This window comes from Pseudomonas synxantha (genome assembly GCF_900105675.1).
In the GTDB taxonomy this organism is placed as follows: Bacteria; Pseudomonadota; Gammaproteobacteria; order Pseudomonadales; family Pseudomonadaceae; genus Aquipseudomonas; species Aquipseudomonas synxantha.
In genome coordinates, this window is sequence record NZ_LT629786.1 from 3,160,467 (window position 1) to 3,182,041 (window position 21,575).

Consider the following 21,575-nt stretch of genomic DNA (forward strand, 5'->3'; position numbering starts at 1 on the left):
TCAATGGCGTATGCGCCAAAGCCTAGGCTCCTACAGTGAGGTCGTCCACCCCTTTATCGGAGCTTGATTAATGACTTTGCACATCGGTTTTCTGTTATTCCCCGGTATCCAGCAACTGGACCTTACCGGCCCCTATGACGTGCTTGGTTCACTACCCGACGTGAAGCTGCACCTGGTGTGGAAAGACCTGGCGCCGATCACCTCAAGTACCGGCCTGATATTCACGCCGACCATGACCTATGCCGACTGTCCGGCCCTGGATGTGTTGTGTGTGCCCGGCGGTGCAGGCGTGGGCCCGTTGATGGAAGACCCGCCCACCCTGGACTTCCTGAACACACAGGCGCAGACCGCACGTTACATAACCTCGGTATGCACCGGCTCGCTGGTATTGGGGGCGGCGGGTTTGCTGCGCGGTCGCAAGGCCACCACCCACTGGGCTTACCACGACCTGCTCGCGCCGCTCGGCGCCATCCCCGTGCAGGAACGTGTGGTGCGTGACGGCAACCTGTTTACGGGCGGAGGGATCACGGCGGGAATCGACTTTGCGTTGACCCTGGCGGCCGAGTTGTATAGCGAAGCGGCGGCGCAATTGGTGCAATTGCAGATCGAATATGCGCCGGCCCCGCCGTTTGACTCAGGCCGCCCGGAGACTGCGCCCAGGCATGTGCTGGAGGAAGCCAACAAGCGCACGGTAGAGTCGCGCAGAGTGCGTGGGGAGATCGTGGCCCGAGCGGCTGCGCGGTTGGGTTGAATGTTCATCCGTGGCGAGGGAGCTTGCTCCCTCGCCACAGTACAGCGCTGCTCCTTAACTGACGGGCATCTCAGCATCAGTATCTACACATCTCCTGGTATGGCCCTGTGGGAGGGGGCTTGCTCCCGATGGCTGCTTCAGGGCCGACCAAGATGCCGGATCAGACCGAGTACATATCCGTTACCGCAGGAATGGATATGTACTCGGTATAACTGTGTCGGCTGTCAGGCCGCCTTCGCGAGCAAGCCCGCTCCCACAGTTGGATCGTGGGGTATCAGGTAGATGAGCATCGGCTGTCGGGCCGTCACAGGAGCAAGCTCCCTCGCCACAAAAAAGCTTGCTTGGCGTCCAGCGTGTCTTCAGGCAGGACGAGACATCACCGCCAAACGCACAGCCAGCACCATCAACACGGTCGCCAGGCCCCACTTCTGCAGCCAGGCGCTTTTTGAACGCTTGGCAAAGAAGCGACTGAGCGCACCGCCAAACATCCCCAGCAGCGCGTGAAACACGCCTGCAATCAGCGTCAGCACGCCACCCAGCACCATTAATTGAACGGCGATGGGCCCAGCCTCCGGTTGCACAAACTGCGGCAGGAACACCATGAAAAACAACAGCGCCTTGGGGTTGAGCAAACTGTTGAGCATGGCCTGTAGAAATACCCGGCCCAGGGCCACGCGGTCGACGTGCGCAGTGTCCGCGCCGGGGCGCTGCTGCAAGGTCTTGAACACCAGCCATAGCAGGTAGATCACACCGGCGTAACGAATCAAGTCAAACGCTGGCGGCCAACTGGCGACCAACGCCGTCACTCCCATGACGGTCAACGCCGTCAGCAACAGGTCTGCCACAGCGATGCCCAGGGCCGACGCACAGCCTCCGCGCCAGCCATGGGTCACACCATGGCTGATCACAAACGCCATATTTGGCCCCGGTGACAGCAGCAACAGCAAAACAGCGCCGGAAAAAACCGCAAGAGTGACGAGGCTGATCATGGGTGAACCGTCCGCCGGGAAAAGCCCAGATTAATCGGCGTGTACAGCGCACACAAAAAATTGTGCTGGATACATTGCTTGCGCAGAAAACCAGATGATTGCTGAATGCCACGATCAACGTCTAGAATGCGAAACATTATCAATTAAGTTTGCTGCGCCGGGATGACCATGTCGAGCGATCACCCTCTGGACCCTGCCGCCATCGGCCAGCTTTACCAGGCCCACCATTCCTGGCTGCGCGGCTGGTTGAGCCGGCGCACCGGCTGCCGTGAACACGCCGCCGACCTGGCGCAGGAAACCTTCGTGCGCCTGCTCAACGCACGCAAGCACCAGACCTTGCAGCAGCCGCGGGCCTATTTAAGCAGCATTGCGCGCAGCTTGATGATCGACCAATACCGGCGTCGCGAGCTGGAACGCGCCTATCTGGAAAGCCTGGCGCACTTCCCCCAAGTCGAGGTGCCGAGCGAAGAAACCCGCTTGCTGATCCTCGACAGCCTGGAGCGCATCGACCGTTTGCTTGACCAGCTCAAGCCGCGGGTGCGCGAGGCGTTCCTGTTGGCGCAACTGGACGGCCTGACCTGCCCGCAAATCGCCCTGCGCCTGGGCGTATCCAGGGCCACGGTGGAACGTGACCTGTCCAAGGCACTGCACGCTTGTTATCGGCTGCGCTATGCCGAACTCTGACCCGCGCCTGGTGGACCAGGCCATCCAGTGGATGATCAAGCTGCGTTTCAACGTCGCCGACGACGCCAGCACCGCGGCCTTTGAGCAGTGGTTGCAGCGCAGCGCAGCACATCAGCGGGCCTGGCAGCAGGTGGCGGCCATGGATGACGATTTCAAGCAACTGCCGGCGCATGTCAGTCGCCATGCACTGGATGGCGCGCGCCAACGCATCAGTCGTCGTGAAGGCTTGAAGGTGCTGGGGCTGTGTGCCGGCGCCGCTGGCTTGGCCTGGCTGGGCCGCGACTACACACCGCTGCCCGCCCTGCTGGCCGACTACCGCACCGCCACCGGCGAGCGGCGCTGGGTGGCATTGGGCGATGGCAGCAAAGTCCAGCTCAACAGCGCCAGCGCCATCGATACCGCGTTAAACGCCGAGCGGCGGCTGGTGGACCTGCGTCAGGGAGAAGTGCTGATCAATACCGGTGGCGACCAGCGCCCCTTCTGGGTGCACACCCGCGACGGTTACCTGCGCGCCCTCGGCACGCGCTTGCTGGTGCGCGAAGAGCCAGCAGGCACGCTGCTGGCCGTGCAACAGGGCACGGTGGCGGTATTTTCCGACAGCCATGACATCACTGCACGCCAAGTGATCAAGCCCGGCGAACAGGTGCTGTTCAACCGTAGCGGCATCCACCCATCCCCCTCCAATGGCCTCGACCCCTGGGCCTGGAGTGACGGCGTGATCAGCGCCCACAACATGCGCCTGGATGATTTCCTCGCCGAACTGGGCCGTTACCGCAATGGGCTGGTGCGTTGCGGCGAAGCGGTGGCCGGGCTGCGGGTCTCGGGCACTTACCAATTGGATGACACCGACCAGGTACTGAAACTGGTGGCCCAATCGTTGCCGGTCGCAGTGACCTACCGCAGCCGTTACTGGGTGACCGTCTCCGCTCGGGTTTAACCGACTGAAAATAAATGAGGTGAATTCTCATTGCCGCTCGACCTGTAAGGAAAGGCCGATCAACAGGCCGGTTTTATTCACTTCCCTCAGGAGCATCCCGCGGTCATGCAAGCGTTCCCCTCCAAACGTTCACCTCTCAGACACGCCGTCAACGCCCTTCTCCTCGGCGCGAGCGTGGCGGCCGGCGCCCTGCCCTATACCGCAAGTGCTCAAGAGCCCGGCAACGAGCGCCCGGCCCGCGCCTGGAATATTGCCCCTGGCCCTCTGGCCGGCGCCCTTGATCAATTTGCGCGGCAGGCCGGTATCAGCCTGTCATATGACGCGGGCAGCGTGGCCGGCAAAAACAGCCCGGGGCTGAACGGCACCCTGGACCCACAATCGGCCCTGAGCCGGTTGCTTCAGGGCCAGGGGTTGCAGGCTCAAAGCCAGGGCCAGAACGCTTGGTTGTTGTTGCCTCAGCAGCAGGACGGTTCGGCGCTGAACCTGGGCGCCACCACCATCACCGGCAATCGCCTGGGTGCCACCACCGAAGGCAGCGGCTCCTACACCACCGGTGCGGTAACCATCGGCAAGGGAGAACACAGCCTGCGACACACCCCGCAATCGGTGAGCGTGATGACCCGCAAGCTGATGGATGACCAGAACATCACCACCATCGACCAATTGCTGGAGCGCACGCCAGGCATCACCAGCTACGAATCGCCTATGGGCGGCAAATATTTCTACTCCCGGGGCTTCAAGATGCTCGGCCAGTACCAGTTCGATGGCGTGCCGCTGGACATCGGAAAGGATTACATACAGGCCGACAGTTTCAGCGCAAACATGGCGATTTATGACCGGGTGGAAGTGCTCAAGGGGGCCGCCGGCATGCTCAAGGGCGCCGGCACCGCCAGTGGTGCGGTGAACTTCGTGCGCAAGCGGCCCCAGGCCACTCCCACCACCAGCCTCGGGTTGTCGGCGGGCACCTGGGATAATTACCACGCCGAGCTCGACACCGGCGGCCCGTTGAACGACAGCGGCACGGTGCGTGGCCGCGCGGCGGTCAGCCAACAGAATCGTGGTTCCTACATGGACCTTGCCAAGCGCCAGGACCAAGCGTTTTACGCCGCCCTGGACATGGATGTCACACCCGACACCACCCTGGGCTTCGGTGCCAGCCATGAGGATGTCGACGCCACGCCGTGCTGGAGCGGCCTGCCGCGCTACCGCGACGGCAAAAGCCTCGGTCTGAGCCGCTCCACCTGCCTGGGCCAGGCCTGGAACGACTGGCAAAGCCAGCGCACCACGCTGTTCGCCGATGTGACCCATCACTTCAATGACGCCTGGAAGCTCAAAGTCAGCGCCGTGCATAGCCGCAACCTGCAAGATATCAAATATGCCGCCAGTGAAAGCACCGTGGACTATGGCAACCCGGCGCCCACCCTCACCAGCTACGCCGCACTGCTGGACTACGATCACAAAGACTACGGCCTGGATGCCTATATCGACGGTCAATTCGAGGCGTTTGGCCTGCAACATGAATTGATCCTCGGCGCCAACGGCAGTCGCGGTACCCAGGACGATGTCTACGCGATCCGCAACCTGCCCCAGCGCCAAAGTGTTTTCAACCCCGATCATCACTTCCCGGAACCTGCCGACGACACCTTCTGGCCCAACATGTACCGAGGCGGCACGGTCAACGAGACCGCCACGCAATACGGCGCCTACGCCACCTTGCGCCTGCGCCTGGCCGAGCCCCTGATGCTGATTCTCGGTAGTCGCGTCAGTTGGTACGAAAACCGCCGCAAGTCCCTGAACCTGGCGTGGGGCGAGTGGGCCGATCAAGACGCACGCACCAAGGAAACCGGCGTGGTAACGCCGTTTGGCGCGTTGATCTATGACCTCAATGACAACCTCTCGGTGTACGCCAGCTACGCCGATATTTTCCAGCCACAAAGCTCCTACGCCACGGTCAGCGGTTCGGCCCTCAAGCCAAAAATGGGCGAGAACTACGAGCTTGGCATCAAGGGTGAGTGGTTTGACGGGCGCTTGAACAGTTCCCTGGCAGTGTTCCGCGCAATCGAAAAGAATGCCGCCCAAACCGACTTCGAGACCCGTTGCGGCAGCTCCTCCGACGGCTACTGCTACACCGACACAGGCAAAGTTCGCGCCCAAGGGGTGGAGGCCGAGCTCAGTGGTGAATTGCTCGAACGCCTGCAAGTGTTCGGCGGCTATACCTACACGCAGACCAAGAACCTGAAGAACATCGATAGCACAGCCGAAGGCGCGGTATCCAACACCTACGTGCCACGGCATATGCTCAGGTTGTGGGGCGACTATCAGTTGGACGGTGCGCTGTCGAAATGGACAGTCGGTGCAGGGGTTAACGCCCAAAGCAGCAACTACCGGCTGCAAACCATCAAGCTTGAACAAGCCGGATATGCGTTGTGGAATGCGCGCCTGGCGTATCAGGTAGACGACACCTGGACCGTGGCGCTCAACGGCAACAACCTGTTTGATAAAAACTACTACCAGACCGTAGGCACAGCCGGTTGGGGCAATCTCTACGGAGAGCCGCGCAACCTGACGCTGAGCCTCAAAGGCAACTTCTAAGCGTTACAAATCCCTTCTCCAGGGCCGGCAAGCCGGCTCTGGCTCCACGCCGCGCCATCCCCTCCCGCATCCCAAAAGCTTTTTCCTCACCGCCGGGAAAATCCCCAGGTTTGTTCCTACACTCCAAAAAGCCATCATTGATTCTCGATTTTTCTGACACCTCGCGCAGAATGTCAACAAACCGTCATATCATAGCGATGTTATGAAACCCATTGACGGCGCCGGCCTAATAAGCCAAATGATTGACACGCGACCTCAAGAGAGCCACTATTTAGCCAGCATTTCGTAAATTCCTGCGCACGAACAGGCATTACGTATTACCCAGCGACAGCAGTCGTTCGATTTGCACCACTTGTAAAGCACACCTGCCTTATGGATGAGCAAACGAACAGGAACGTTCTGGTGGTGTATTGAGGATCTGATTTATGCGCGCTAAGTCGTCGGTCGATAGCCTGTTTTTGACTCGTCCCGGTTTTGTTGAGTTTTTCGTTGTTTTCGTAAAACTGATCCACGGCCTGACTTCAGTCTTGCCAGCGATCATCTTGTTGTTCTACCCGGACCCAGTCGCCGAGCACATGCGCAATCACTACCTCGGCCTGCTGGTGTTCTTTGCGCTCCTGACCATCATCCTGTTCCAGGCCCTTGGGGTGTACTCCGAGGATCTGTTCAGCAACCGCCTGCGTTTTCGCGTGATGCTGGTGGCCTGGGTCTCGGCGTTTTGCATCCTCTTGTTCATGTACCAGATCCTGCTCCTGTTCCCGCAGTTGAGCCCGCGCAACCTGGTGGCGTGGTTTTCCATGAGCCTGGTGCTGTTCGGCGTGGAGCGGATATTGATGCTGCGCCTCTACCGCCATTTGATGAAGAACGGCAAGTTCTTGCAGCGCACGGTGATCCTGGGTTTTACCGAGACGGCGGTCCACGTGGCCGAACACCTGTCGCGCAATAGTGATATCCGTTCCGGCCTGATCGGTTTTATCGACGACCGTACCGAGCGCATCCCCAAGGAATTGAGCCGCCTGCCGTTGTTGGGTAATACCCGCGACCTGGAAAAGCTGATCCGCGGCGAACAGGTCAATCAGGTGATGATCACCCTGCCCTGGGCCGCCGAACAGCGCATCAATGGCTTGGTCAAGCGCCTGCGGCAGATGTCGGTGAACGTCATGCTGGTGCCGGACATGGCCGCCTTGCGCTATGGCCATAACCGCATCACCGATGTGGGCGGCATCCTGATGTTCAACACGTCGCAGTTGCCACTGCGCGGCTGGTCGCCCTTTATCAAGCGTTGCGAAGACCTGCTTCTGGCCAGCGTGGGCCTGCTGCTGCTGTCACCGCTGATGCTGGTGACCGCTATCGCGATCAAACTCGATTCCAAGGGTCCGGTGCTGTTTCGCCAGAAGCGCTTTGGCTACAACGACAACCTGATCCGCGTGTTCAAGTTCCGCTCGATGTATGTCGAGCAGACCGACCTCAACGCCGAGAACCAGACTACGCGCCTGGACCCGCGCATTACCCGGGTAGGCCGGATCATTCGCAAGACCAGCATCGATGAGCTGCCACAACTGTTCAACGTGCTGCTGGGCAATATGTCGATGGTCGGCCCACGGCCCCATGCCACGGCCACCAAGGCCGCCGGGATTCCGTTCGAGCAAGCGGTCAGCGAATACAGCTCGCGCCATCGGGTCAAGCCGGGCATCACCGGCTGGGCGCAGATTAACGGCTACCGCGGCGAAACCGACACCCTGTTCAAGATCCAGAAGCGGGTCGAATACGACCTGGAATACATCGCCAAATGGTCGGTGTGGCTGGATCTGTACATCGTTTTCATGACGATTCCTGCCGTTCTTTCCACCAAGGAAGTCTATTGATGAACCCACTTAACGGCTTGATTCCCTGCATCATCTCCGGTGGTTCGGGCACGCGGCTGTGGCCGGTTTCGCGGCAGAACATGCCCAAGCCCTTCATGCGCATGCGTGACGACCAGAGCCTGTTGCAGAAGACCTTCCTGCGCGCCAGTCACTTGCCGGGGGTGGACAGCATCCTGACGGTAACCAACCGCGACCTGCTGTTTCGCACCCTTGACGACTACCGCGCGGTGAACACACAGCGACTGGCCCTCGACTTGCTGTTGGAGCCCTTTGGCCGTAACACCGCCGCCGCCATCGCCGTGGCCGCGTTGCATGTGCAGGAACATTTCGGCGCTGACGCGCAGCTGCTGGTGATGCCCGCCGACCACCTGATCCTCGATGAAAGCGCTTTTGCCCAAGCAGTGGAAAAAGCCCGCGCACTGGCCGAGGCCGGTTATCTGGTGACCTTTGGTATCCAGCCTGACCGTGCGGAAACCGGCTTTGGCTATATAGAACAAGGGGCGCCGCTGGGTGTTGGGTTCCAGGTCCAGCGCTTTGTCGAAAAACCCGACCAGGCCACCGCCCAAGGCTACCTGGACGGCGGCAGGCACCTGTGGAATGCCGGAATGTTCTGCTTCAAGGCTGGCACTGTGCTGGACGAATTGACCCGCCACGCACCGCAGGTCCTGGACGCAGCCAAGGCCGCACTGGAGCACAGCCAGAGCCTGCAAAACAGCAGCAGTCGCCAGCGCGAACTGAGCCCGGAAGGTTTTGGCACCGCACCGGATATCTCCATCGACGTGGCCCTGATGGAAAAATCCGCTCAGGTCGCGGTAGTGCCCTGCAACATTGGCTGGAGCGATATCGGCTCCTGGGAAGCCCTGCGCGAACTCACGCCCAGTGACGACAATGGCAACCAGATCAATGGCGAGGCGGTCCTGCACGACGTGCATAACTGCTATATCGATTCGCCCAAGCGCGTACTCGGTGCAGTGGGCGTGCGCGACCTGATCATCGTCGACACCCCGGACGCACTGCTGATCGCTGACGCCCACCGCAGCCAGGATGTGCGGTATATCGTCGCCGAGCTCAAGCGCCAGAATCACCCGGCGTTCAGCCTGCATCGCACCGTCACCCGCCCCTGGGGCACCTACACGGTGCTGGAAGAAAGCACGCGGTTCAAGATCAAGCGCATCGTGGTCAAGCCCAAAGGCTCGCTGTCCCTGCAAATGCACCATCACCGCAGCGAGCATTGGGTGGTGGTCAGCGGCGCAGCGATGATCACCAATGGCGAGCGGGAAATCCTGCTCAACATGAACGAGTCCACCTACATTCCTGCCGGGCACAAACACCGCCTGACCAACCCCGGCATCATCGACCTGGTGATGATCGAGGTACAGAGCGGTGAGTACCTGGGTGAAGACGACATCGTGCGCTATGACGACATCTACGGCCGTGCGCCGGTTGAAGTGAAACCCTGATGCGTACCTCCCTGATCATCCCCACCCGCAATGCGGCCAGCCATCTGGACCGCTTGCTGCCTGCCCTGCGCATGCAGACCTTGCAACCGGACGAGATGCTGGTGGTCGACAGCGCCTCCAGCGATGACACCGTGGCGCGCTTGCGCGAATTCGGCGCGCGCGTGGAAGTGATCGATGCCGGTGATTTCAATCACGGCGGCACCCGGCGCTGGGCCAGCGAGCAGGTGGGTGGCGACGCGTTGATCGTCATGACCCAGGACGCAATCCCCGCCACCGCCGAGACCTTCGCCAACCTGATCGCCGAACTGCAACTGGAACCGCTCAATGGCGTGGCCTATGGCCGCCAACTGCCGCACCCCGGTGCAGGTGTGTTGGGAGCCCAGTCGCGGCACTTCAATTACCCAGCGACCAGCCGCAGCAAAAGCCTGGCCGATGCAACACACCTCGGGATCAAGACCTGCTTCAGCTCCGACTCGTTTTCGGTGTACCGGCGCAGCGCGCTGCAGGCGGTGGGCGGCTTCCCCCAGGATGTGATCGGCAGCGAAGACGCCTACGTCGCCGCACGCATGTTGCTGGCCGGCCACCAGGTGCGCTACGCCGCCAGCGCGCAGGTGTATCACTCCCACGATTACCGCTTGCTGGAAGAGTTTCGCCGCTACTTCGATATCGGTGTGTTCTACGGCCGCGAGCCGTGGATTCGCCAGGCGTTTGGCGACGCCGGCGGTGAAGGCAAACGTTATGTACTGGCCGAACTGCGCGCATTGCGCGAGGCCAATGCGCTGCACCGCGCGCCCGAAGTGGTGGTGCGCAGTGCCTTTAAATTGCTGGGTTATCGCCTCGGCCACCTTGAACGCTACTTGCCCAACTCGCTTAAACGGCGCCTGGGCATGTTTTCCACCTACTGGACTTGAGCCGTCATGAAGACTATCAACCGACGTTCCCGTCTTACCCTGTTCAGCCTCTTGAGCGCCTCAATCTGGCTGGCGGGTTGTTCGACCCCCGCGCGGGTGCCGCTTCCTGACAACGATACGCTCAAGGCCGGCCATCAAGCGGCACTGACCCTGGCCGACCTGCCGCCGCCGCAGGTGCTGATCCAGAGCGGCGACTCGCTGCGGATCGTGCGCGATGCCCAGGAACCGGCGGCAGCCGATGACATGACCCTGTTCGTGGTGCGCCCCGACGGCGTGATCTCGGTGCCCAATATTGGCCGGGTCAAGGCCGCCTTGCGCACGCCCGAGGACCTGGGCAAGGAAATCACCGAGAAGTACAAGCGCATCTACCGTGAACCGGCGGTGACGGTAAACATCGCCAGCGCACCGAGCAACAAGGTGTTTATCGGCGGTGCGGTGCCCAACCCGGCGTTTTTTGACCTGGCCGGCAACGTCAGCGTCGAGCAGGCGCTGCTCAGTTCCGGTGGTGTATTGCCCTCGGCGGATGCCTCCAACGTGGCCTTGATGCGCACCGGCCCGGATGGCAAGTACAGGACGTATTTCATCAGCCTGGAAAGCATGTTGACCAACGCCAATCACCCGCGGGTGGCGTTGCAGCGCGGCGACTTGATCTTTGTGCCGCAGTCGGGCATCGGCGCGACGGTGGAGGCCGTGGATATGTACTTCACCAAGCTGTTTCCGATCAACAAGGGGATTGGCATTGGCTTGAATTACGACCTGAACAAGAGCGACGTGAAAAACAGCGGCAACACCATCTACAACAACCCAACCATCAACGCAGGCCAAGGATTATGAAGCGGGCGTCGTATCACTCGAACCAACTGTCCCCGTCTTTCGTAAACCCCATATGCAATGGAGTGATCCTGTGATCGAAATCCGCTCTCTTCGCGACCTGCTGCGGCTGTTTTTCATCTACCGCCGCGAATTCAAACTGGCAGTGATCACCACGATTGTCGTCGCAGTGCTGGGTGCCTTCCTGCTGCCGGCTCGCTACGAGTCCGACGCGCGCTTGCTGGTCAAGCCAGGGCGGGACAACACCACGTTGCCGATCGAAGCCGCCAACCGCCAGACGCTGATTGCCCCGAGCACCCAGCACGACCCGATTGTCGACGAAGAAAAAATGCTCACGGGCCGGCCCATTGTGCATATCGTTGCCGAGCGCTATATGGCGATGACCTCCGAACCGCCACAAGGCTTCTGGAAGGTCACCAAGTTCTACGTCAAAAAAGGCGTTGGCGAAGTCATCAATGCCGTGCGCAGCGTGCTGCAGTTCGTAGGCCTTGCCGAGAAACAAAGCCCGCTTGAACGCCTGGCGACCTCGCTGGAGAAGAACTTCAAAGCCGGTCACGAGCCGGGCTCTTCGGTGATCGAGATTTCCTTCACCTGGGACGACCCGGCGGTGGCGCAAAAAATCGTCGAGGAATGGGTCAATGCCTACCTTGAGGAACGTGCGCGGATCCTCGGGCGCAAAAGCCTGCATACCTTCTATGAAACCGAGCGCGCCAAGGTGGCGGAAAATATCCAAAGCCTGAAGGACCAACTGCAAGGCCGTCTGAAGCAGATCGATTCGATCAGTGTCGATGCGCGCCTCAAGAACCTCACCAGCCAGATCGACCGCGTCACCGACGCCAAGGTCAGCGCGCAAAACCAGATCTCGGGGATCCGCAGCCTCCTGGCCAACGCCAGCCAGCAGATCAAGAGCCAGCCGGCGGACGTAGTGACGATGCGCGAAACCAGCCTCAACCCCACCCAACTGGACCTCAAGCGCCAGCTCAATGCGCTGCAAGTGGAGCGAGCACGCCTGCTGCGCACCTACCTGCCGGGCACGCCGCAGGTCAATCAGATTGAGCAGAACATCCGCGACATGGAAGCCCTCAGCGCCCAGGAAGCCACACGCCTGGAGCGCTCGCAAAACACCGCGCCCAACAGCCTGGTGATCAACATCAAGCAGCAAGTGATCGACGCCCAATTGCAAGAGCGCAAACTGGCCGGCGAAATCGAGAACTACGACAAGACCCTCGCCGAGCTGCGCGACCAGCGTGACAAGGCGATGACCGATGAGCCGGAACTCAACAAGCTGAGCCAACAACTGCGCGCCGCCGAAAAAAGCTACGCCTTGTACTCGGACAATCTTGAACAGGCGCGAATCGACCACGAACTGGACAACAGCCAGATCAGCAACATCGCCCTGATCGAACACGCCACCCTCAACCCGTCACGCGTGTTTCCCAAGAGCCTGCTGATTCTGTTGTTCGCCATTCCCGCCGGCGTGGCCGTGGGCTTGTTGACCATCTATGTGCTGTACCTGCTGGACCAACGCATCCACGACGGCACTCGGTTGCAGGAGATGTTTCATGTGCCGCTGTGGAGCAGCATCCCCGATGTGCAGGACGCAACGCCGGCAGCCGTCACCGCCAGCCTCTATCGCCTCTACAGCCTGCTGCCCCTGGAGCGCATCGCCAGTGAAGGCTTTGCCCTGGGCCTGACCTCGGCGCGGCATGGCGAGGGCGTGACGTTTATCGTCGAGCAGCTCAAGCGTCTGTTGGAGGAGCGTGGCCACCGCGTCTCGGTCAATGGGGCAAACGCGCCCACGCCGGGTGAAGTGCTGTTGCTGGATGCCTCGGCCTTGTCGTCCAACCCCCAGGCCTTCCTGATCCTGCGCCGCGCCGACCAGATCGTACTGGTGATCGAAGCTCGCACCAGCACAGTGCCGACCATCGAAAATGCTGTGTCGCTGCTGACCACCGCGTTCGGCAAAGTGGACGGCATGATCCTCAACCGCCGCCGCTTTGAAGTGCCGGCCAAGGTCCTGGCACGAATCAACAGCTGGCGCGGTGCGGCCTGATGCGTATCGCGCTGCTGGCACCGCTGCCACCGGAGCAGACCGGGATCGCCGATTACGCCGCACACTTGCGTAGCGCGTTGATCGAACTGGGCCTTGAGGTGGTGACCCCTCTCGCGGGCTGCCAGAACCTGCCTGAACAATTGCGGCGCCTGCAGGCCTTTGACTGGACCGGCGTGGACCTGGTCCATGCCGAGCTGGGGGGTGGGCGCTTCGGTGAGTTCCAGGCGCTGGACTATCTGCGCCGGGCGCAACCGCACCTGCCTTTGACCGCCACGGTGCATGATCCGGAGCGTCTGATCTGGCGCAGGGCCAAGCTGTTTTTCCCCTTGACCCTGCTCGAACGCCTGCCCCACCCGCTGCCCCAGGCGGCGGCACTGCTGGCCGACCCGCTGACCTTGCGCGAAGAACGGCGCCTGGCCAAAGGCATGCGCCGCCTGATCACCCTCACCCGCCTGGGCGGCGACTGCCTGCGCGAACGCATGGGCCTGCGTCCGGAGCAAGTGGCGGTTATCGCCCACGGCAACCTGACCATTGCGCCCCAGGCATTGGCGCCGCTTGCGCCGTTGCGTCTGCTGTATTTCGGCTTTATCTATCGCGGCAAGGGCATTGAGGACCTGCTCCAGGCCCTGGCCCAGTCACTGGCCGCCCACCCCCAGTGCCGAGGCCAAATACGCCTGACCCTGGCCGGCGGCACCGCCCCGGAAATGACTTTTGACCCGGCCGGTAACTACCTTGATGGCCTGCGCCAACAGATCAGCGCGCTGCACCTGGAGGATGTGGTGGATTGGCAACTGGACCTGCCATCGACCCAGATCCCTTCTACGATCCAGGCGCACCACGTGATGGTATTGCCTTACCGCGAATCGAAAAAACTCAGCTTCCTGGGGCAGATGCGTGGCACCAGCGGCGCGTTGTCGTGGGCCAATGCCTGCGGGCGCGGGGTGATCACCTCAAACGCCCGTGCCTTTGCCGAAGAAGTGGCCGGCGGCAATGGCATCACCTATCAGCAGGGCGATATCGATTCCTTGAGCAACGCATTGAACCGCTTGATCCTAGACCCGCAACAGGCCCGGCAATGGGCCGCCCAGGCTGGGGAAATCGGTCGCCAGCGCCAGTGGGCCAACACGGCCCAACGTTTTGCCGAACTCTTTCGGGATGCTTGTGAGGAGCCGTTGCGATGAAGATTTCATCCGTTCGCCCGATGTGGCGTTATCTGCCGCTGGTGTTGGCAATCGCCGTCGGGGGCGCCCTGCTGTCGAGTGAAAAAGTCGATGCACAACCGGTGAATCTGGCCCCGGAGCGCAGCGTGGCATGGAAGGATTTTCTCGGCATAAATGCGCACTTTCTGTGGTTCAAGCCCGAGCAGTACCGCAAGCAGATCAACCAATATAAGAAGCTGGGATTGCAATGGGTGCGGATCGACCTGCACTGGGATCGCCTGGAGCCCAAGGAAGAGGGTTATCAGCTCAGCACTTTCGATGAACTGGAGCGCACCCTGACTGCCGAAAAAATCCGCTCGGTATTTTACCTGGTGGGTTCGGCGCCCTTTATCACCACCGCCCCCAAGGGCGCGCCGTTCCAGGACCAGTATCGGCCACGGGACGCCGGCATCTACGCAGCGCGTCTGGCGCTACTGGCCAAACGCTACCCGAATATTGATGCCTGGCAAGTGTGGAACGAACAGAACCTGCCGAACAACTGGCGCCCCAAAGTCGACGCCAAGGAGTACGGGCAATTGTTATTGGCCAGTCACCAGGCCTTGAATATTGCCGCGCCCGGCAAACTGCAGGTCATGGGTGGCATGGCGTACTACAGCCAGATGCCTCCCCGTGGCAAAACCCTGATGTTTGAAGCGCTCGGCGCGCTCGGGGTGCAAAGCCTGGGCATGGTCGCGGCCTATCACCCCTATTCGATGACCCCGGAAACCGATGAGCCGGGCAAGAACGAAGTGCTGCTGCGCGGCGATCAACTCAATGCAATGCTGCATGGCGCCGGGATCAAGCAGGTATGGGCCACTGAATGGGGCTGGTCCAGCTATGCCGGGCCCAAGGAGATGCAGGACCTGATCGGTATCGACGGGCAAGCCGACTACACCTTGCGTCGCCTGGCCTTGATGGCGTCCCAGGACTACCAGAAGATTTTCCTGTTCGCCCTCTCCGACCTCGACGAACGTGCCTCGCCGCGAGACCAGCATTACGGCCTGCTGGACCTCAATGGCGAGCCGAAGCCGGTGTACACCGCCCTCGCCCGCTTCCTCGAGATCACCGGCCCCACTCTTCAACCCGGCGCCACGCCGCAGCTCAAGGACATACCGGACAGCTTCTACAGCGTGGCCTGGACTCGGCCTGACGGCAAGCACCTGCTGATGTACTGGAGTGCCGAAGGCAGCAGCATCAGCCTGCCCGGGATTAAACGCGCAGAACTGCTGGACCCGCTGACCGGAACCCGACAGACCCTGAGTGACGACAACGGTATTCGCCCCGTGGTGAAGCCGAGTTTGCAGATACTGGTGTGGTAGCGCCGAGCATGGAGAACGACACATGAGAATCCTATGGATTGTGCCCTACCTACCGTGGCCGACCACCAGCGGCGGCAAGACCCGGCAGTACCATTTGCTGCGCACCTTGAGTGAGCGCGGGCACCGCATCACGCTGCTGGCGCAATCGAAGACGCCGGCCGATGACGCGGCGCATGCAGCCCTTGAGCCATTGCTCGAGCGCTTGATCGTGGTACCGCGCCGGCCGCTGAAACACCCGCTGACCCTGCTTGCTGGCGTGTTCGCGCCGTGGCCGCTGTTGACCACGGTCAACGGCCTGTCCGCACCGTTGCAGGCGCAATTTGCACAACTGTTGAACGAACACTGGGACGTGATTCAGATGGAACACAGCTACAGCCTGCAGCCGTTCATGCGTACCTTGCAGCAGCGTCGGCGCGCGTTTGTGCTGACCGAGCACAATCTGGAATCAAGCCTCGGCGGCGCCACTTACGACCGCTTCCCCAAGTGGGCCGCGCCGTTCGTGCAGTACGACCAATGGCGCTGCCGGCAGTGGGAGCGCAAGGCGTTCGATGCCGCCGCCCATGTGATCGCGGTGACCGAGGCGGACGCCCAGGCCATGCGGCCGTTGTCCTCGACGCCGGTGAGCGTGGTGGTCAATGGGGTCGACAGCCGCGCCTTCGCCGAGGTCAATGCCGACGCGCAAAGCCAGCGCCTGTTGTTTGTCGGCAACTACGAATACGCACCGAACCTGGACGCCGTGCAGTGGCTGCTCGAGGAAATTTTCCCCAGGGTCTGGCGGCAGTGCCCGAATGCGCGCCTGGCGGTGGCAGGTTACGGCTTGCCCGAACACTGGCGCAACCGCTGGCCGGATGAGCGTATCGAGTGGCTGGGATTCGTTCCCGACCTGTGCGCCTTGCAACGCCGCTGTGCCGGGTTTGTCGCCGCGTTGCGCCACGGCGGCGGCTCCAAGCTCAAGGTGCTGGAGGCGATGGCCGCCGGCTTGCCGCTGGTCAGCACTGCCCAGGGCGTCTCCGGCCTTGCAGTAAAGCCACAGGACCATTACCTGGCGGGCGAAAGCGCCGAGGCCTTGGCCGACGCCGTCGTGCGCTTGCTGGATGAACCGTCTCTGGCTCGGCAACTGGCCGATGCGGCACGCGACTACGCACGTCACTATCACGATTGGGCGGTGGCTGGTAACGAACTGGAGCACATCTACCGCACCTTGCTCACCGCCAAGGAGCCGCAGCCATGCGCGTAGCCCTGGACTATCGCCCCGCCACGGTTGCGCCGTCGTCTGGCATCGCTCGCCAGGTCCTGGCCCTGGAGCACGCCCTGCGCGCGCGAGCCGATACCGAGGTGCTGCTGTTCAGCGAAGCCCCCCTGGATCACCCGCAACGCCAGATCGCCATTTGCCCGGCCTGGGCCAGCCCGCTGGACGGCCTGCAGCGCCCACAAGTGCGCCTGGGTTTCGAGCGCAGGTTTTTGCCCAAGGCCTTGCACGCGCAGCAGATCGACCTCTACATCGCCACCGCCAATATGGGCTTGCCGCTATGCCGCAAACCCGCCGGCACCCGCTATGTGCTGGTGCTGCATGACCTGTTTCAGCTGACCCACCGTAACTTTCATCGCTCCAGGCTCAAGGCCCTGGCCTATCGCTTGATTGACGGCGCGTCGATTGCCTGGTCGGTGTGGCAGGCTGACCGGGTGTGGTGCCCTTCGCAGTTTTCCTGCAACGAAGCCGCCCGCGTGTTCCCTTGGGCCCGGGCGAAATTCCGGGTGCTGAGCAACCTGGTACCCGAATTGAATGCAGCGCCAGAGCCGCTGCCGGCAAGCCTGCCGGCGCGTTACTGGTTGGTGGTTGGCACCCGGGAACCGCGCAAGAACATGGTGTTTTTCCTGCGCCAATGGCAGGCCTGTCGTACGGCGAACCCTGATGTACCGGACATGGTGCTGGTGGGCCATGCCAGCGATGTACCGGCAGACCTTGGCGAACTGCCGGGCCTGCATTGGTGCAGCGGTTTATCGGACGGCCAACTGCAAGCACTTTACCGGCATGCCGCCTGCCTATGGCAGCCTTCCTATGCCGAGGGCTTTGGCCTGCCGGTGGTGGAAGCCTTGAGTGTCGGCACGCAGGTGGCGGTAGCACGCGGCTCCGCCCTCGACGAAGTCGCGCCGCCCAGCGCTCCGCGCTTCGACCCCCACGATGCCGGGCAACTGCAAGACGTCATGCGACAACTGGCAGCCCCCGAGGCAACGGTAGACCCGCAACCGCAAATCGACTGGGCCCGGCAATTTGCCGAGCCCGCCTATCGCTCGCGTCTGGACACTTTGCTCAAGGAATTGGACCGCTAATGCTGCCAGGAAAATTCGTTAGTCTGCTCCTGGGCCTGGTCTTCGGCGGCTTGCTGTTGGCCCTTTCGCCGATAAAGGTCCTGTTGGTCGTGGCCGGCATGGGCGTGGCCTTGACCCTGGTCCGCTTCCCCCTGTGGGGCTTGCTGATTTTCGCCGTGTTGGCCACAAGCATTCCCTACACCACTTTGGAACTGGGAATCCGCACCACCGTGAGTGAAGCGGTGCTGGGGCTGACCTGGGTCGGGGTGTTCTGGCAGTCGTTTATCGGCAAGACCCGTGGCTTGATACTGTGGCGTCCGACCGAGCGCGCGCTGATGTGGCTGATGCTGTTCAGCACCATTCCGTTTATCTGGGGCATGGTCATCATCCATGCCGAAGGCAATGGACCGGTGAACTGGGTGCGCTGGCTGATGAACCTGTCGTTGCTGTTTATCGTGCCGTTGCTGCTACGCACCGACGCCGACCGCGACAAGGTCGTGGTCGCCCTGCTGCTGGGTAACCTGGCAATGCTGTTGCTGTCGATTTTCATGTTCCTGAAGACACGCAACGCGATGTCGATGATCGATATCCTCACTGACCTCAAGTATGCCCACCCGGAAGCGGTGAAGGATATTTTCTCCGCCAACTACACGCGCATGGCCTCGCCCTGGGTGCATCCGAACCTGACCGGCGGCGTGCTGGTGCTGTTTATTCCCCTGGCGCTGTTCTATGGCTGGACCCGCAGCGGCTGGCGTCGGGCGCTGGGCCTGGCGGTGGCGGTGCTCGGTTGCGCCGGCCTGCTGCTGAGCATTTCCCGTGGCGCCATCGTGGCTCTGGCGCTGGTCTTGATCTGGCTGACCTACAAGCGCGTGCCTAACAGTGGGCGCATTATCGGTATCGGGTTGGCGTTTGGCATCGCGCTGGTGATGTTCTACCCGCCGCTGCAGGAGCGCTTGATGACCATCTTCTCGACCACCAACGCCAGTACCGAAATCCGCTTCGACGAATACGCCAGGTTCCCCGACGCCATGTCGAAATTCCCCCTGGGGATCGGCTTCAAGATCGACCCGCCCGTACCCGGCAGCAACCTGTTGGGGATCTCCAACCTGTGGCTGAACTTCATCTACAAGGTCGGTATTCCAGGGATGTTGTTGTTCATCACCGTCACGGTGCTGTGGTGGCGGGAAGTGCGGCCCCTGGGCCAGGTGCGCAAGGTCACCGCCGACAATGCCCTGTGGCTGGGATGCATTTGTGGCGTGCTGGCAGCGCTGCTGACGGGGCTTTTCGACCACTACTTCAGCTTCACCTTTGTACTGATCGCACTGTTCTGGCTATTGATGGGCATGAGCCTGCAACAGGTGCGCTTGCGCCCCACCGTTACCAGCGCTGTTCCTGTTATTGCGCCAAAGGATGACCAACCATGAAGCACCGGATAATTCACTCTACCGATTTGCGCGACCGCCTCCCTATGCTGGCCGGTGAACTCGGCGTAAGCCTGCCCGACCTGGAAGAAGCGCTGGATTGGTGCCTGGCCAACGACGTGGTGTTTGAAGACGGCGAAGGCGAGAACAAGCGTTTCTGGATCAGCTCCATCGACCTGGAACCCACCCTTGAGCACCCGGTGGCCCGCCGCCTGTTCCACCGTCTGAAACAGGACCTGCCGTGCCAGCTACTGCCGCGCTACGGCAAAAACTGGGCAACTATCAAGGATCGCTGGCGCAACGCCTGGGACATGGCCTACAACATCTTGATCAACAAAATCCCCAGCCACCATGTACGTATTGCCTGGCTGCGCCTGGGAGGCGCGAAGATCGGCAAGGGCTCAAGCCTATGGCGTAACACCGAAGTGCTGGGCATCCACAATCTGGTGGTGGGTGACGACTCGGTGATCGGCTGGCATTGCCAGGTGGACGCACGCGCCGGGCTGGTGATCGGCAACCACGTGGCGATTGCCTCTCACGTGCTGATCATCGCTGGCAGTCATGATTTGCAGGCGCCGGAGTTCTGGTCGATTTCCGGGCCAATCTACATCGACGACTACGTGTGGATCGGCAGCCGTGCCTTGATCGGTTTCGGCACCCATCTGGGCCATGGTTCGGTGATAAGCGCCAACACCGTGGTGGCCAAAGCCGTGGCCCCCTACAAAATCATTGGCGGTACAGGCGCCAAAATCATGGGTGAACGTTGCCATGATCTGACCTATAAGGTGGGTGGCAAGGGCCTGTTCACCCTGTTCCACTGATGTTCGGCAGCACCCTCTGGCTGACCCTGGCGACTCTCGCCGGGCTGGTGGCCGGTTTTGCCCGCGAATGGCTGCTGGTGGCGGCCTGGGGCGCCGGTAGTCGCAGCGACGGGTTTCTGGTGGCGGTGTTTTTGCCCGAAGCGCTGCGCATGACCCTGGCCGCCGGCTTGCTCGCAGCGGCGGCCCTGCCCCTTTATCAACAACGCGACCCACAGCGCCAGCAAGCCTGGCTGGCCAGCCTGTCTCCACGCCTGCTGGGCGTAGGCCTGGGCCTGTTTGCCGTGCTGGCGCTGGGCGCGCCGCTGTGGGTGCGCCTGATCGGTCCCGGCCTGGACGCTGCGGCCCACGCCGAAGCCGCCACCAACTTGCGCTGGCTGGCCGCCTGTGCACCGGGCCTGGTGATGCATGCCTTGTTCAGCATTCCGTTGCAGGCACGCCAACGTTTTGTCCTGCCAGGGCTGGGCTCGTTATTGTTCAACCTGCCGCCGGTGCTGTACCTGTTTATCCGTGGCAGCGCCAGCGACAGCGCGGAACTGGCGATGTGCTTTTTTGCCGGCAGTGTATTGATGTGCCTGCCATTGCTGGCGCCGGTCTGGTCCTTCGGCTGGCGGCCGTGGCAGGTCACTGGAGAAGCCCTGGCAGGCCGCGAATTGCTGGGGCGCATCGGGCCATTGCTGGCCAGCAATGTCGCCAGCCAGGGCCTGGCATTGCTCGAGCGATTGATCGCCAGTTACCTGGGGGAAGGCGCCGTCACTTGGGTCAACCTGGCACGCAAACTGATCAATCTGCCCTTGATCGCCCTGATGAGCCTCAACCAGGTACTGCTGGGCATGATGAGCGGCGAACAAGGCCAGCAGCGCCTGGCTCTGCTGCGCCGGGGCCTTGATGCAGCAACCCTGCTCAGCCTGCCCGCCGCCCTCGGCCTGATCGGCGCCAGCCCCGTGCTGATTCATTTGCTGATGCCCGCCCAAAGCGCCGACGGCCCACTGCCGGCGCTGCTGGCCTGGTTCGCGACGCCATTGGTGTTCGGCGCCTGGAACGCCATGCTTGCCCGCTACGCCTATGCCGGCGGCGACACGCGTCTACCGTTGCGGTGCGAACTGCTGGGCAGTGTGATCAACGCCATACTCCTGCTGCTGTTGCCGTACTTTTTTGGTTTGCCGGGTATTGCACTGGCGGCGTTGGGCGGGGTTGTCGTTACCAATCTGCTGCTGATGCAACGCCAGCAATTGCTTGGGCAACTGGGCTGGCCGCTGCAATGGGGGCTGAGTGCAGTGTCATTGGGCTTTGCAGCCGTCATATTGCACCCGCTGCACAATGACGGCTGGCAACTGGGCTTGAGTACCTTGACGGGTGCACTGGTATTGGGGGGGTTGGCTGGGTGGTTCAAACCATGGAAAAGCGTGAAGTAGAACCACCGCTGCAACTGCCT

General features: G+C 61.8%; 17 protein-coding genes. 16 read left to right on the forward strand and 1 reads right to left on the reverse strand.

Features of this window, described 5'->3' with window-relative positions:
- Positions 1 to 70: 70 nt before the first annotated feature.
- On the forward strand, positions 71 to 751 hold the full coding sequence (gene inhA / locus BLU48_RS14630) for an isonitrile hydratase (RefSeq protein WP_057024234.1): 681 nt from the start codon (positions 71 to 73) through the stop codon (positions 749 to 751).
- 359 nt (positions 752 to 1,110) lie between these two features.
- On the opposite strand, the gene BLU48_RS14640 is transcribed toward inhA, so the two are convergent.
- Positions 1,111 to 1,740 carry a LysE family translocator gene (locus tag BLU48_RS14640; protein ID WP_057024235.1) on the reverse strand — a complete coding sequence of 210 codons (630 nt, stop codon included), beginning with the start codon at positions 1,738 to 1,740 and terminating at the stop codon, positions 1,111 to 1,113.
- 168 nt (positions 1,741 to 1,908) lie between these two features.
- On the opposite strand from BLU48_RS14640, the gene BLU48_RS14645 reads away from it, so the two are divergent.
- From BLU48_RS14645 to BLU48_RS14715, 15 genes are all read left to right on the forward strand, one after another.
- Entirely contained in the window at positions 1,909 to 2,424 is a 516-nt protein-coding gene (locus BLU48_RS14645) for a sigma-70 family RNA polymerase sigma factor (protein ID WP_046072525.1), read from the forward strand.
- Positions 2,411 to 3,361 carry a FecR domain-containing protein gene (locus BLU48_RS14650; RefSeq protein ID WP_057024236.1) on the forward strand — a complete coding sequence of 317 codons (951 nt, stop codon included), beginning with the start codon at positions 2,411 to 2,413 and terminating at the stop codon, positions 3,359 to 3,361. The genes BLU48_RS14645 and BLU48_RS14650 overlap by 14 nt, the downstream gene beginning before the upstream one ends.
- Positions 3,362 to 3,466: 105 nt before the next feature.
- Positions 3,467 to 5,953 carry a TonB-dependent siderophore receptor gene (locus BLU48_RS14655; RefSeq protein ID WP_057024237.1) on the forward strand — a complete coding sequence of 829 codons (2,487 nt, stop codon included), beginning with the start codon at positions 3,467 to 3,469 and terminating at the stop codon, positions 5,951 to 5,953.
- 425 nt (positions 5,954 to 6,378) lie between these two features.
- The gene (locus BLU48_RS14660) at positions 6,379 to 7,818 is read left to right on the forward strand and encodes an undecaprenyl-phosphate glucose phosphotransferase (RefSeq protein WP_057024238.1); all 1,440 of its coding nucleotides are present in this window, start codon (positions 6,379 to 6,381) and stop codon (positions 7,816 to 7,818) included.
- Entirely contained in the window at positions 7,818 to 9,278 is a 1,461-nt protein-coding gene (locus tag BLU48_RS14665; protein WP_057024239.1) for a mannose-1-phosphate guanylyltransferase/mannose-6-phosphate isomerase, read from the forward strand. The genes BLU48_RS14660 and BLU48_RS14665 overlap by 1 nt, the downstream gene beginning before the upstream one ends.
- Positions 9,278 to 10,189: a glycosyltransferase family 2 protein gene (locus tag BLU48_RS14670; protein ID WP_057024240.1), complete on the forward strand. Its 912-nt coding sequence runs from the start codon at positions 9,278 to 9,280 to the stop codon at positions 10,187 to 10,189. The genes BLU48_RS14665 and BLU48_RS14670 overlap by 1 nt, the downstream gene beginning before the upstream one ends.
- Before the next feature lie 6 nt (positions 10,190 to 10,195).
- A complete protein-coding gene (locus BLU48_RS14675) occupies positions 10,196 to 11,023 on the forward strand; it encodes a polysaccharide biosynthesis/export family protein (protein ID WP_057024241.1) in 828 nt (275 codons plus the stop codon).
- Between the two features lie 70 nt (positions 11,024 to 11,093).
- A complete protein-coding gene (locus tag BLU48_RS14680; RefSeq protein WP_057024242.1) occupies positions 11,094 to 13,073 on the forward strand; it encodes a GumC family protein in 1,980 nt (659 codons plus the stop codon).
- Positions 13,073 to 14,254 (forward strand): glycosyltransferase, encoded by a 1,182-nt coding sequence (locus BLU48_RS14685; protein ID WP_057024243.1) that lies wholly within the window; start codon positions 13,073 to 13,075, stop codon positions 14,252 to 14,254. The genes BLU48_RS14680 and BLU48_RS14685 overlap by 1 nt, the downstream gene beginning before the upstream one ends.
- Positions 14,251 to 15,591 (forward strand): glycoside hydrolase 5 family protein, encoded by a 1,341-nt coding sequence (locus BLU48_RS14690; RefSeq protein WP_057024244.1) that lies wholly within the window; start codon positions 14,251 to 14,253, stop codon positions 15,589 to 15,591. Before BLU48_RS14685 ends, BLU48_RS14690 begins: the two co-directional genes overlap by 4 nt.
- A gap of 22 nt (positions 15,592 to 15,613) precedes the next feature.
- Entirely contained in the window at positions 15,614 to 16,828 is a 1,215-nt protein-coding gene (locus tag BLU48_RS14695) for a glycosyltransferase family 4 protein (RefSeq protein WP_057024245.1), read from the forward strand.
- Positions 16,819 to 17,922, forward strand: coding sequence for a glycosyltransferase family 4 protein (locus tag BLU48_RS14700; protein ID WP_057024246.1), 1,104 nt, complete (start codon positions 16,819 to 16,821; stop codon positions 17,920 to 17,922). The genes BLU48_RS14695 and BLU48_RS14700 overlap by 10 nt, the downstream gene beginning before the upstream one ends.
- A complete protein-coding gene (locus tag BLU48_RS14705) occupies positions 17,922 to 19,325 on the forward strand; it encodes an O-antigen ligase family protein (protein ID WP_057024247.1) in 1,404 nt (467 codons plus the stop codon). Before BLU48_RS14700 ends, BLU48_RS14705 begins: the two co-directional genes overlap by 1 nt.
- Positions 19,322 to 20,143, forward strand: a complete 822-nt coding sequence (locus BLU48_RS14710; RefSeq protein WP_057024248.1) for an acyltransferase — start codon at positions 19,322 to 19,324, stop codon at positions 20,141 to 20,143. Before BLU48_RS14705 ends, BLU48_RS14710 begins: the two co-directional genes overlap by 4 nt.
- Entirely contained in the window at positions 20,143 to 21,555 is a 1,413-nt protein-coding gene (locus BLU48_RS14715) for a lipid II flippase MurJ (RefSeq protein ID WP_057024249.1), read from the forward strand. The genes BLU48_RS14710 and BLU48_RS14715 overlap by 1 nt, the downstream gene beginning before the upstream one ends.
- Positions 21,556 to 21,575: the final 20 nt, after the last annotated feature.